This is a genomic window from Saccharopolyspora rectivirgula DSM 43747, from assembly GCF_000497205.1.
Taxonomy (GTDB): Bacteria; Actinomycetota; Actinomycetes; order Mycobacteriales; family Pseudonocardiaceae; genus Saccharopolyspora; species Saccharopolyspora rectivirgula.
The window spans coordinates 1-12,624 of the sequence record NZ_AYJW01000047.1 but is presented as its reverse complement, the minus strand read 5'-3'; the positions used below and the strand labels follow the sequence as shown (position 1 = coordinate 12,624).

The following is a 12,624-nucleotide window of genomic DNA, read 5'->3' as shown; positions in this document are numbered from 1 at the left end:
TTCCTCGGCCGGTCACGTGTACCAGGTGGGTTCGGGGTGGCGTCCGAGGAGCACGTACCGGCCGACTTCGGCTCGCTTGTAGGCCACCGGGTCGTGCAGGCTGTGGGTGCGCAGGTTGCGCCAGTAGATGTCCAGCCCGACCGAGTTGGCCGTGGCACGGGCGCCGGTCACCTCGAAGATCCGATTGGTGGTCTCCAATCCGATGTCGATGATCCGCTGCTTGGCCGCGGCGATTCGAACCGCGACATCGCCGCGCTGCTCGGCGGTCACCGACTCGCGCTCGGCGTGCAGCAGCTGCTCCAGTTCGATGCCCACCTGGTCGATCAGCGCTTCGGATGCCCACAGCTTGGACTGCAGGTCACCGTAGGTCTCGAGGATGTAGAACTCCTCGGTGGCGCTTTCCTTGTTGTCCCCGCCGTAGGGCCAGGGACGGGTCTTCGTCGTCGTGTACGCCTTCGCCGCCTCCAGCGCTCCCTGGGCGATGCCCAGGTAGAGGTTGGCGAAGACCAGCTGGATGGCCGGCAGGTTGAGCGTGTTGTAGACCAGCGGCTGGAACTCCTTGTTCACGTACCCAGCTGCTTCTGACCAGGGAACGCGCACGTCGTGGATCTCGACACTGCCGGATTCGGTCAGCCGCTGCCCCAGGTTGTCCCAATCGTCTTGGAAGACGATCCCTTCTTGCTTGGACGGAACGATCGCGAAGATGTGCTTGTCCGTTCCTTCCAGCACTCCTTCGAGCACGGTCAGGTCGGAGACCTTGCTCCCGGTGGAGAAGGACTTCCGTCCGTTGAAGACGGTGTCATCACCGTCTTCGGTGATGATCAGGTCTCCGTCGCGGGGGTTGACCGCTCCGCCGAAGAAGTAGTCGTTCTTTGTGTAGAGCTCTTCGACGGCTTTGATCTGCTCCGGAGTGCCCACCAGCCGGACCGCCCACGCCCACAGGTAGTGGTAGCCGAGCAGTTGGCCGATCGACCCGTCGCCCTTGGAGACTTCGCGGATCACCCGGTACGCGGTGGACCAGGTCTGCTCCCCGCCCCCGTGCTCGCGCGGCCCGAGCAAGGTGGCCAATCCTGAATCCTTGAGCAGCTGGACCTCGGCGTGCGGGGTGCGTCCGGCCCGGTCCCGTTCCACGGCGTCGACCGCGAGCAACGCTGCCACCTCGGCAGCCCGGTCGATCCACCCCTGGGCTGTGACGGGGCGGGTCTGGTCCGTCCACTTCAACTGCGTCCCCATGGAAACTCCTCGTTCCGGTGAAGAATCGATCGTTCTCCGCTGGTCCGGGTCAGTGGTGGGCGGCGAGCGGGTCGCCGGTCCGGGCCAACTCGGTTTCGAGTTCCCGGACGATGGGCAGCACGTGCTTGCCGAAGTACTCGACTTCTTCGTGGTAGTGGAGAAAACCGAGGAGCAGGAGGTTCGCTCCGCGCTTCTTGTACTCCACGATGCGGTGAGCGATCTGTTCGGGAGTTCCGATGAGCCCGGTGCGGAAGCCGTCGTTGTACTGCACCAGGTCGGCGAATTCGGAATCCGCCCACATGCCTTTTCCGTCCGCGGTGGACTTGCCGGCCTGTTGCACGGCTTTGCGGAATTCCTCCACGGCTTCGCGGTCGGCCTTGTCGACGATCTCCCGAAGCACGTCCCGCGCTTCAGCTTCGGTGTCACGAGCGATGACGAAACCGTTGAGGCCGAAGCGGACGGTCCTCCCGTGCTGAGCGGCGGAGGCCCGCACGTCCTTCACCTGCTCGGTGAACCCGTCGTAGTCCTTTCCGTTGCTGAAGTACCAATCCGCCACTCGACCAGCCACCTGGCGAGCTGCGGTGGAGTTCCCGCCCTGGAAGATCTCCGGGTGCGCCCTCCCTGGCACCACGAACGGCTTCGGCCTCAGGCTGAAGCCGTGGATCCGGTAGAAGTCTCCGGAGAATTCGAAGTTCTCCTCCGTCCACAGCCCGCGCAGGACTCGGATGAACTCCTCGGTGCGCCGGTAGCGCTCGTCGTGCTCCAGCCACGGTTCGCCGAGCCCGGTGAACTCGTCCCGGAACCAACCGCTGACGATGTTCACCGCGAACCGCCCCTGCGACAAGATGTCCGCGGTGATGCCGAACTTGGCCAAGATCCCGGGGTGCCACAGGCCGGGGTGGGCGGCGACGATGAGCCTGAGCCGCTCGGTGTTCAGCAGCAGGCCGAGGCTGAACGCAGCCGGATCGTGCTGCTGCTGGGCACCGTAGCTGGAGGCGTACCGCACTTGGCTGAGGGCGTATTCGAAGCCGTTCTGTTCAGCCAGTTTGGCCAGCTCGACGTTGTACTCGAAGCTGTAATTCGTGCGCTGTTCGATGGTGCTGGTGACGAGACCACCGCTGACGTTGGGAACCCAGTAGGCGAACTTCAGCGGTTCGTCCGGGGGATTGTGGATCATGCTGGAACTCCGAGGGAAATGCGGAACGAAAATCAGGGGTGCTCGAGCAGAAGGCGTGGTTCAGCAGCGGGTTTCAGCAACACGGTTGGACGTCCACGAGGACTGGATTCACCGGATGGTTTTCATCGACCTGACTTCCGATGAGCACAATTCCATGTGAACAGAATTCTCACTCCGCAGTCAACGGAATCAGCGCCACGTCCCACCTACCGGACACCGCTTCTCCAAAAGGATGAATCCTCTTGTCATCTCGGGAAAGCTCATTGCTTCGTTCAACGGAGGACAACGAGCACACCGCGATGAACAGCGATGATTTTCCTGGACATGCCCTTCGAACCCCCTGAAGGGGAAAACGGCCCCGGAGAACGCGCTTGGAGCGGATCTCCCGGTGGAAACTGCAGTGTTACCGGACAGGTGGACGCTGGCGCACAATTCCACGCGCGCAGAATTGGAAGGCATGGCAACGCTGCTTTTCGGTCATGGGCAGAACACCAACACCGATCCTGCGCGAAATTGTTCGTCGATCAACGCGAACCAACCCGGAATGACGAATTCTCCTGCGGTTTTTCGCCTCCTGTCGAAGATCCTCACGACGGAGAGTCTTTGAGCAGACCGCGCTTGATCAGCTCGGGTCGAACCCCCTCCCCGAACCAGTACGCTTCTTCCAGGTGCGGGTATCCGGAGAGCACGAATTCGTCGATGCCCACCGCGTGGTACTCCTCGATCAGGTCTGCGACCTCGGTGTGGCTGCCGACGAACGCGGTGCCGGCCCCACCTCGGACCAGTCCCACGCCGGCCCACAGTCCCGGGTGGACTTCCAATTGGCGAGCGTCAGAAGCAGTACGACCGCCGTGCAGGGCGGCCATGCGGCGTTGGCCCACCGACTCGCTCTTCGCGAACTTCTCCTGCGAAGCAGCGATGTCCGCAGGGTCGAGGTCGTCGAGGAACCGCTGCGCAGTAGCCCAGGCCTCATTCGAACTGTCCCGCGTGATGGTGTGCGCGCGAAGACCGAACCGCAGCGTCCGACCTTCGGCTTCGGCCAGCTGGCGCACTCGCGTGATCTTCTCTGCCACCACGCTCGGCGGTTCGCCCCACGTCAGGTACACGTCCGCGCGACGCGCCGCCACCGGAAGGGCCGCTTCGGACGATCCACCGAAGTAGACGTCCGGTGGCGTGGGAAGGCGGGTGTGCGCGGTGGCGTCTTGGACCGAGTAGTGCTTGCCGGAGAAGTCGACCGACCCCTGTTCCCAGATGCCCCGCATGATCGCGAGGAATTCGTCCGTGCGCTCGTAGCGCAGGTCGTGGTCCAGCTGGTCGCCGAAGCGGCGCTGCTCGACGGAATCACCACCGGTGACCACGTTGAGCAGCAGACGCCCACCGGACACCTCCTGGTAAGTGATCGCCATTTGCGCTGCCAGCGTTGGGCTGAGCACGCCGGGCCGAAAAGCGACCAGGAATTTGATGCGCCGGGTGCGGGCGAGCAAGGCCGCTGTGGTCACCCAGGAGTCCTGGCACCAGCTTCCCGTCGGGGTGAGCATCCCGGTGAAGCCGAGGTGCTCGGCGGCTTGCGCGACCTGGGCCAAGTAGTCGATGTCGGGTTGGCGCGGGGCCGCGGTTGCCGCAGCGGTCACGTGCGGCCGGTCGACAACCGATCGCCCGTCCCCGTGCGTGGGGAGGAACCAATGCAGGACCAAGTTCATCTCGCAGTCACCACCTGCTGTTCGTAGCGCCGGTCGACGAAGTCTTCGAACCGGAATTTCGTTGGGATCACGCGGGCTTCCACGAAGGCGTCCACCAGCTGCTGCTCGGAATCCACCAGGGCTTGGTCCATCGGCACCGGAACCTGGTGACGCCGCTCAGCTGCCAGTCGCGTGACCTCGATGGGCCCCCCCGTCTCTTCGGTCCACACCTTCGCCCGTTCCTCGGGGTGGGTGGCGTTGTAGTGCTGGGCTTTGGCCAGCCGGACGACGAAGTCGGCGATCGCCGCGTTCTTGGCCGGATCCTCCAGGGCCTTGTTCGAAGCGACTTCGAACGAGTAGCCGTTGGAGGTTCCCCGCCCGTCGACGAGCACTCTCGCGTTGGCTTGCAGTTCGGCTTGTGCCGTGTAGGGGTCCCACACCGCCCACGCGTCGATCTGCCCTTGCGAGAAAGCCGAGTAAGCTTCGGCCGGTTGCATGAACGCGATGTCGACCTCGTCGATGGGGATTTCCGCCTCGCTCAGGATGTTGAGCAGGTTTCCGTGCGCGGAGCTGCCCTTGGCCACCCCGATCCGCTTGCCGCGCAGATCGGCTGGTAAGCGCAGCGGCGAGTCCTGCGGAACCAGGACCGCATCGGACACCGGGTCCTGCTTCGCCGCGGACACGATCGAGATCGGGGAGCCGGCAGCTGCCGCGAACAGCGGTGGCGTGTTGCCCACGCCTCCGACGTCGACCGCCCCGGCCGCGACCGCTTCCAGCAGCGGAGGGCCCGAGGTGAACGTCGACCACTCGATGCGGTAGGGCGTGTCCAGCAAGTTCGCCGCGGCCAGCAAGGACCGCTGGTTCCCCTTCTGGTCCCCCACCTTGAGCACCACGTCGGTGAGCTGCTCCGGTGGCACCGGTGGCGGAACGGTTGCTTTTTCCGGTGTCTTGGTGACGCTCCCGCACGCGCCCAGCACCACTGTCGACAGCAGCACCGCCGCGATTCGAAGCACCTTGTCACGCAGCATGGGTCTGCACTCCTAGCTCGTTGAGCACGCGCGTGCGCAGCGCGGGCAACTCCTGTTCAGTGCTCGGCCGCGCATATTCGGCCGAAATGCGTCCGTCGGTCAGCACCAAGGTCCGGTCCGCCAACGCGAGCGCTTCGTCGACGTCGTGGGTCACCAGCAGCACCGCCGGGCGGTGCGCCTCCCACAACCGGCGCACCAGCACGTGCATCGACAGCCGCGTCAACGCGTCCAGCGCGCCGAAAGGCTCGTCCAACAGCAGGAGTTCTGGTTCTCGAACCAAGGCCCTGGCGAGGGAAACGCGTTGCGCTTGCCCGCCGGACAGCGTCAGCGGCCAGGCGTCTTCGTGCTCCGCGAGACCGACTTCGGCCAGCATTCGGCGAGCGATCTCCTCGCGTTCCGGGTCGCGCAAGCCCAGCCACACGTTCTCCGCGACTTTCCGCCACGGCAGCAGCCTCGGCTCTTGGAAGGCCACCGAAACCGTGTCCGGGACCTGCACTTCTCCTTCGACGTCGCGGTCCAGGCCGGCCAGGATGCGCAGCAAGGTCGATTTCCCCGAACCGCTGCGCCCCAGCAGTGCCACGAATTCGCCCGCACGGATGTCCAGGTCCAGCTGGTCCAGCACTCGCTTTTCGCCGAATCCCTTGACCAGGCCGCGCACCGTCACCGCAGCGCGTTCAGCCGCCACCGCAGCGCCCTCCTCTCCAGCAACCGCACCAGTGCGTCGGTGATCAGGCCGAGAGCTGCGTAGATCAGCAGACCCACGACGATGATGTCGGTGCGCAGGAACTCCCGAGCGTTGTTGATCATGAATCCGATGCCGCTTTCGGTGTTGACCTGTTCACCGATGATCAGCGACAGCCACGCGATGCCCAGCCCTTGCCGCAGCCCGATCAGCGCGTTCGGCAGAGCGGACGGCAACACCACGTGCCGGATCCGCTGGGCCCGGGTGAACCCGAGCACCGAGGTCGCTTCCAGCAGTTTCGGGTCGACTCCGCGGATGGCCCCGTGCACGTTGAGGTAGATCGGGAAGACGACCCCCAGTGCGATCAGGGCGATCTTCGGCGTCTCCCCGATGCCGAACCACAGGATGAACAGCGGCACCAGCCCCAGGTGCGGCAGCGTTCGCAGCATTTGCAGCGGTGGATCCACCAAGTCGTTACCCCAGCCGGAGAGGCCCGAGAGCAGAGCGGCCGCGAGTCCGATGGTCACCCCGATCACCAACCCGATCGCCACTCGGCTCAGCGAGGTGACGAGGTGTTCGCCCAGCTCCCCGGACACGGCCAGGTCCCAAGCCGAGCGCACGATCACGTCCGGCGCGGCCAGCTTGTCCGGGGGCAGCACACCGGTGCCGCTGGCGATCTGCCAGATCGCCACCAAGGCGATGGGGCTGATCCACCTGCGCAGCTGGTTCGGACTCCACCGCCACCGGCGGCGAGGTGGCTCCCCGCCGGGTGCAGGCGCCCTCGGCTCCTTCTCAGCGGCCACCGGGGGCGCGGTGGTAACGGACATCGATCCTCCCCTCGACGCACAACAGCGCCAATTCGCCACTAAGTCAATCGAAAAAGTACAGTTTTGCTCGACGAACGGACAGCGCTCCCATGTGCCGGGAAAGCGTTGCCACGAGCGGAAATCAACCCTCGGCCAGGGGCTCGCGCGAGATCGCGCACGACAGGAGCACAACGCCGGAACGTCGCGCGAACCGCCGAGAACGGCCACGAGCGCGGACACCGGTGGTCGACACCGGGAAGACGGCCGCCGATCACCAGGCCCGGTCCCGCCCCTGCACGACTCGCGGCTGCCGCAACCGGTAGAGCTCCAGCACCTCCGGTCAGCTCACGACGTGGTGGCGAGCTGCGACGGAGATCCGGCGAACGGAATGCTCACCTGATCGGACTCCCCCGTTCCCGCGGGATGACGCCACAGCCCCTTGCGCTCCAACAGCGGCAGCACGCCTTCGCCGAACCAGTAGGCCTCTTCCAGGTGCGGGTGACCGGAGAGCACGAACTCGTCGATCCCCACCGCGTGGTACTCCTCGATCCGCTCGGCGACCTCGGCGTGGCTGCCGACCAGTGCGGTGCCCGCGCCTCCGCGGACCAAGCCGACTCCCGCCCACAGGTTGGGGTAGACCTCCAGGTTGGCGGTGGAACCCCCGTGCAACTCCCGCATCCTGCGCTGCCCCTCGGACTCGCTGCGCGCCAGACCCGCCTGAACGCGGGCGATGGTCTCCGGGTCCAAGGCGTCCAACAACCGCTGCGCCTCCGCCCAGGCCTGCTCGCTGGTGTCGCGGCTGATCACGTGCAGCCGGATGCCGAAGCGCGGGGTGCGCCCGTGCTGAGCAGCCAGCTCGCGGATCCACCGCACCTTCTCCGCGACCTGCTGAGGCGGTTCGCCCCAGGTCAAGTACATGTCGACGTGCCGGGCAGCGACCTCACCTGCCGCGGCCGAAGAACCGCCGAAGTACAGCGGGGGCACGGGGTTCGGCACCCGGTTCAACTCGGCGCCCTCGACGCGGATGTGCTCCCCCTCGAAATCGACCCGCTCCTTGCGCCACAGCGCTCGCACGACGTGCAGGAATTCACCGCAGCGGGCGTAGCGCTCCTCCTTGTTGAGGAAGTCGCCGTAGGCGCGCTGCTCGCTGCTCTCCCCACCGGTGACGACGTTGAGCAGCAGACGCCCGCGCGAGTGCCGTTGGAACGTGGCGGCCATTTGAGCGGCCAGCGTGGGCGACATCAGACCGGGGCGGAAGGCCACCAGGAACTTCAACCGCTCGGTCACCTCGGTCAGCATCGCCGTGGACAACCACGCGTCCTCGCACCACGCTCCGGTGGGGGTCAGCGCTCCCACGAAGCCGAGCTGTTCCGCGCTGCGCGCGATCTGCCCGAGATAGCTCAGCGTCGCCGGGCGGGCGCTGCCCGCGTGCGTGGTGGCCACTCCGTGACCGCCGCCGACGAGGTACCGGCTGTCGCCGTAGGTGGGCAAGAACCAGTGGAATTGCAGTGTCATGGGATCCTCTCCGAATTTCGTGGCGGGCTCTGCGCTTCCGAGGTGATGGCTAAGCCGATCGACCGAGCACCGTGTCGTGCGGAACGCCGTGGAGCGCCTTGTGGAACTGCTCCAGCACGTCGTCGAGCGGGGAAGCGCTGGCGGGGTCGATCACCACATTTCCATCCTCAATGGACAAATGCTTGTCCAGCAGGAAGAAGCTCTGCACGACGTGCCGGGCCCCCAGCGAGTGCACCACCGGGCGCAGCCCGTAGTCGAGGGCGAGCACGTGCGCCGTGGTCCCTCCAGTGGCCAGGGGAAGCACCGCTTTGCCGGCGAAGGCGTATTGCGGCAAGAGGTCCAGGAACGTCTTCAGCAGCCCCGAGTACGCGGCCTTGTAGGTCGGGGTGGCGAGGACGATTCCGCGGGCTTCAGCGACCTGCGCGACCGCGTCGGCGATCTGCGGGTGGCCAGTGTCAGCACTGAGCAGAGCGGCGGCGGGCAGCGTGCGCAAGCGCAACTGGTCGGTGCTCCATCCGGATGAGCTGATGCGCCGCGCGACGTACTCCCCCACGCGCTCGGTTTTCGACGTGGGCGATGGACTTCCGGTGATGACGAGGACGTTGGACACGGGTGCTCCTCGTGGTGCGAGAGTTGTCAACTTGGCCGGAGTGCGAGCCGTCTTGGCGATCTCGCACTGGGATTTGGACTGGCCGGCTGCAGTGGGAGGTTCACGACGTCCTTGTCGTCATGGCACTGGAACGCGCCTGCCGGTCAGCTCTTGGTGATGCCCTCCGGACGAGCTCGGTCAACTTTTCTTCAAAGTCGATAAACAAAATACAGTTTCTTGGCATGTGCGCCACCACCTCTTACTGAGTGAGACGGTGATTGCGTTGCCCGCCCGGTCCCTTCGTCAGGACGCGAGTCGAGCGGCGAATCCCGGATCCAGCTCAGCCACCAGCGTTCTCGCGCAAGCCGAAATCCGAGCAGCAGCTGCAGCCCCCAACCGCCACCGGTCCGCCTCGGGGAGCAACCACTTGTCCAGCAGGAAACAAGCGGGAAGACGGCTCATGCCGCCCACCGCAGTCGCGAACGCCGCATCGAGCCCACTCGAATGCGCTCGGAAGGCACCGAGCCCGACCACCTGCAACACGCCGGTCAAGTCCGGTGCGACGAGCTCGAGCCACGAGTGCACGAGCGCGCTCCCCGCGCGCTCGTAGCACGGTGTCACCACGACAACGGCCGATGCCCCGGCAAGCAGCAACCGGCTCCACCTCACCCGAGGATGCGCGCGGTCTCCGGCCAGCAAGGCGGATTCCGGCAAGTCGCGCAACTGCAGCACGCGCACCGGGAGACCTGCTTCGACCAAGGCGTCGCGAACGGCATTCGTGACCGCCTCCAGGCGGGACCGCTCACCAGGACTGCTGGCGACGATGACGACATCGGACATGCGACTTCGTCCCTCCGGACACACCTGCTCCGCAGAACCGTCCCGGAGCAGGAAGGGGCGAGCAACACCGAGAAGCGGGATGGGCAGAGGGAGCTCTCACCGCGCGCTGAGTCGTCGTCCTCGCTGTTGGGAAAAGCCGGCAGAGACCTGGCCCACTCCGCCAGGAGCAGGACTTCGCTCACCGTTCGATGCCGACCGCGCCGTATGACGTTCGTCCCCGGGCGATTCCTCGAACATCGACAGCTCGGACAACCGCGCAGCTCAGCTGCTGGGACAGCCCGAAGAGGCGATTCGCAGCAGATCGATGTGCGCACGCTGGACGAGCAGCGAGCCAGATGTCATGGCGCTGATACCAGCACCGGATTCCTGACCTGTCAACACCCGTCCGCTCTGTGGAACTTCTGCGCCGCTTCCCCTCCACCGCGCAAGTGCGGCAGCTTCCGGCCCACCGGAACGACGACTCACCAGCTGCTTTCCCGCAGGACACGGCATCGGCCACCGCAGGACGCCCGGGCGCCTCCCGCGAGATCCCCTTGTTCCAGGAAAGGCTCAGCGCCTCCCCAGGTTCCTCCGATCGCAGCACCGAAGCCCCATGGGGGAGAAGAACCGTCATTGGAAAGCACCACGCGCTGCTCCCTCTGGCTCAGCAGACCGTTCCCGCTCGAAAAGCAGCTGTTCGCGACAGGGGAAGCGGATTGCCGACTCCAGCTGCATCGCAGCGTCCTGCAGCACATCGCGATCAGCAATTCGCGGGAGGCCCAGAAGTCGCCATTCCATTCCTCCGATCAGCGCATTTGTCCCATTAGGTGGTCGTCGTTGACGATCTTCCGCTCCGGTGCTTCCATCCGAACCATGGGGCTGGGGACAACGCTCGTACGACGCGCTCACATCGACCTGCGGTGGGTCGCTTCAGCAGCGTGTTCCTGCTACCGCTGAGCCCGTCACCTCCGCGTTGGAAGCGCTGACCCAGTCGGCCTCCTGCTGTCTTCCCGTTCATCGACCGCCTGCTGCGGACGTCAGCGGAGCAATCGATCCAGGTGGGAGCGCGTGCACCTGACAGCTCCGCGCACTGGTCTTCCGCGCGGCGCAGTACGTCGACACCGACCACGTGAAAGCGAGAGATCCCTATGCCTGCGAATCCAGTGGCCGCACGATCCCACAACGCCAAGAGCAGCATGACGATCGAAGTGACCGCTCAGATCACCGTCTCGCACGACGAGCTCGACGAAGTGGGGGCTTCCATCGTTCAGCAACTGCAAGCCATCGTGGGATCCGGTTCGAAACCGGGCATCCGAGTGCGACGCAGGCCGATGGCACTGCCTTCCGAGGTGGCTCACCTGCCCGATCCGGCCACCCGTCCCGAACCTCGCGTGAAGATCCACCCCGCTTCTCGAGTCGTCATCCGCGACGGCGTTCAAGTGGCGTTGACCAAAATGGAGTTCGACCTCCTGCTGTTCTTGGCGCAGCGTCCGCAAAAAGTCCACAACCGCCAGGAAATACTGCGAGCGGTTTGGGGCTACGAACACACGGTGTCCACCCGAACCATCGACGTGCACATTCGGCGCCTGCGCAGGAAGCTCGGCAATGACCTCGACTTGATCACCACCGTGCGGGGTGTCGGGTACCGGTTCGACGCGACCGACGAAGTCGTCATCGACTCCGAAGGAGTCCAGCAGGAGCCGGACGCACCAGCCGGCGGCAGGCTCCGCCCCGCCTTCCACCAAGCCGACGTCGGCTGACTCCCGAAGTCGTGGTGGATCGTGTCGCGAACCGCCCGGCGCCGCGGGCTGCTGGGGCAGCGCCGAGCGCTACCCGCTCGGTGGAAATGCGGCAGCGCGGAACAGGTGGCGGTGGCGAGTGCGCGATTCGCCGATTCCCGGGACCCGATCAGTTCGATCGTCGCCTTCGCCGGCCGCACCCCACTCTGCCGCAATCCCGGTCAGTTCCACTCCGCGCGCAGCAGTCGAAACGGCAATCGCTCACCTCGGGACGAACGCAACAGCGGCCTCAGCAACAGTTTCCAGCAACTGGTCGGACGGATTTCCCCGCAACGGCTCGGTTTCGGCCACGATCACGCTTCGGCCGCTGACCTCGGAGTCGTAGTGGTGCCCGGTGAAGTGCACATCCGGCAGCACCGGCCTGATGTCGCCGGTCCCGTGCACATCGATGAGCCGCTTGAACGAGTAGGCGTCTCGGGATCGGGGCATCTTAACTCGGGAAACCAGCACGGCCATCGCGTTGCCGTTGTCATCGGTCACCTCGAATTGGAGGCGGTCCAACTGCTGGCACGGCTTGCGGAGGAAGAACTCCTGCACCTCCCCGAAGGACAACGCCCAACAAGCAGCTCGCCCATCGGCGTGTTTGCGGCCTTGCCGCAGCCCCAGCTGCCGCCACGCCTGCTTCGGTTTGCCCGACCGGGCCGTCTGCTTGGCTTTCGACAGGTTGGCCCGGATTCCCCTGATCACAGCGGATTCTGCCGCGGAAACAGCGGAAGAGCTCCCGATCGAGCCGGCGAGCGTGGCGGTGCCGGCACCTCCTCCACCGGCGGCCATCAACAGCGCTGTTCCCACTGCGACCGCAGCGGTCCCGCCGCGCCCCTTCGGGGCGTGGATGGGGTACTTGGTTCCGTCCGGCCTGCTTCGAAAGCCGATCAGCGACATGACCCTCCCCAATTGATGATCTTGCTCCCGACAAGATCACCCACCCGGCTGGGTCGAGGCAGCCAAACGGAGCAATATAGCCCTTTCGGATGAGTTGAGCGGGTGCGCTCAGCACCTCCCGCACCTCGGTCAAGCGGGCGACAGCGGACGACCGGGACAGCTGCGCGAACCGCTGCGCCCGGCCAACCGCCGCCGTCAGGGTGAGCAGGTGCTCAGGAAGGAGGCCCACCAGTGCCAGCAGCGCCGCACCGCTCCGCTCTGCGCTGCGCCACATCCACCGTGATGTCGCGGAACCCCTTCTCGGTACGACGGGTGTTGAGCGTGACCGTGTCCCCGGGCACCCGCGTGGCGGCGCACGCCACCTCACTGGGGCGAGTGCTGCTGGCTTGGGAACCAGCGGAACGCGTCGAGCAGG

11 protein-coding genes are annotated in these 12,624 nt (G+C 65.8%); 1 reads left to right on the top strand and 10 read right to left on the bottom strand.

The window, feature by feature from the left end:
- Nucleotides 1–12 precede the first annotated feature (12 nt).
- The 9 genes from SREC43747_RS0113415 to SREC43747_RS0113370 form a co-directional block, all read right to left on the bottom strand.
- Entirely contained in the window at nt 13–1,233 is a 1,221-nt protein-coding gene (locus SREC43747_RS0113415; RefSeq protein ID WP_029721786.1) for an acyl-CoA dehydrogenase family protein, read from the bottom strand.
- A gap of 49 nt (nt 1,234–1,282) precedes the next feature.
- Nucleotides 1,283–2,410, bottom strand: coding sequence for a dimethylsulfone monooxygenase SfnG (gene sfnG, locus SREC43747_RS0113410; RefSeq protein ID WP_029721785.1), 1,128 nt, complete (start codon nt 2,408–2,410; stop codon nt 1,283–1,285).
- A 587-nt stretch (nt 2,411–2,997) separates the two neighbouring features.
- The gene (locus tag SREC43747_RS0113400; protein ID WP_029721784.1) at nt 2,998–4,110 is read right to left on the bottom strand and encodes an LLM class flavin-dependent oxidoreductase; all 1,113 of its coding nucleotides are present in this window, start codon (nt 4,108–4,110) and stop codon (nt 2,998–3,000) included.
- Complete coding sequence (locus tag SREC43747_RS0113395; protein WP_029721783.1) at nt 4,107–5,117, bottom strand: ABC transporter substrate-binding protein; 1,011 nt, start codon at nt 5,115–5,117, stop codon at nt 4,107–4,109. The genes SREC43747_RS0113400 and SREC43747_RS0113395 overlap by 4 nt, the downstream gene beginning before the upstream one ends.
- Nucleotides 5,107–5,802 (bottom strand): ABC transporter ATP-binding protein, encoded by a 696-nt coding sequence (locus SREC43747_RS0113390; protein WP_029721782.1) that lies wholly within the window; start codon nt 5,800–5,802, stop codon nt 5,107–5,109. Before SREC43747_RS0113390 ends, SREC43747_RS0113395 begins: the two co-directional genes overlap by 11 nt.
- Entirely contained in the window at nt 5,778–6,626 is an 849-nt protein-coding gene (locus SREC43747_RS0113385) for an ABC transporter permease (protein ID WP_029721781.1), read from the bottom strand. Before SREC43747_RS0113385 ends, SREC43747_RS0113390 begins: the two co-directional genes overlap by 25 nt.
- Nucleotides 6,627–6,950: 324 nt before the next feature.
- Entirely contained in the window at nt 6,951–8,120 is a 1,170-nt protein-coding gene (locus SREC43747_RS0113380; protein WP_029721780.1) for an LLM class flavin-dependent oxidoreductase, read from the bottom strand.
- Between the two features lie 49 nt (nt 8,121–8,169).
- Entirely contained in the window at nt 8,170–8,730 is a 561-nt protein-coding gene (gene ssuE / locus SREC43747_RS0113375) for an NADPH-dependent FMN reductase (RefSeq protein ID WP_029721779.1), read from the bottom strand.
- A 282-nt stretch (nt 8,731–9,012) separates the two neighbouring features.
- Complete coding sequence (locus SREC43747_RS0113370; RefSeq protein ID WP_051388012.1) at nt 9,013–9,549, bottom strand: NADPH-dependent FMN reductase; 537 nt, start codon at nt 9,547–9,549, stop codon at nt 9,013–9,015.
- Nucleotides 9,550–10,676: 1,127 nt separating this feature from the next.
- Here SREC43747_RS0113370 and SREC43747_RS19860 point away from each other — a divergent pair.
- Nucleotides 10,677–11,288 carry a winged helix-turn-helix domain-containing protein gene (locus SREC43747_RS19860; protein WP_081722585.1) on the top strand — a complete coding sequence of 204 codons (612 nt, stop codon included), beginning with the start codon at nt 10,677–10,679 and terminating at the stop codon, nt 11,286–11,288.
- Nucleotides 11,289–11,528: 240 nt separating this feature from the next.
- Here the strand turns inward: SREC43747_RS19860 and SREC43747_RS0113360 are convergent, their stop codons facing one another.
- Nucleotides 11,529–12,209 (bottom strand): hypothetical protein, encoded by a 681-nt coding sequence (locus SREC43747_RS0113360; RefSeq protein WP_029721776.1) that lies wholly within the window; start codon nt 12,207–12,209, stop codon nt 11,529–11,531.
- Between the last annotated feature and the right edge of the window lie 415 nt (nt 12,210–12,624).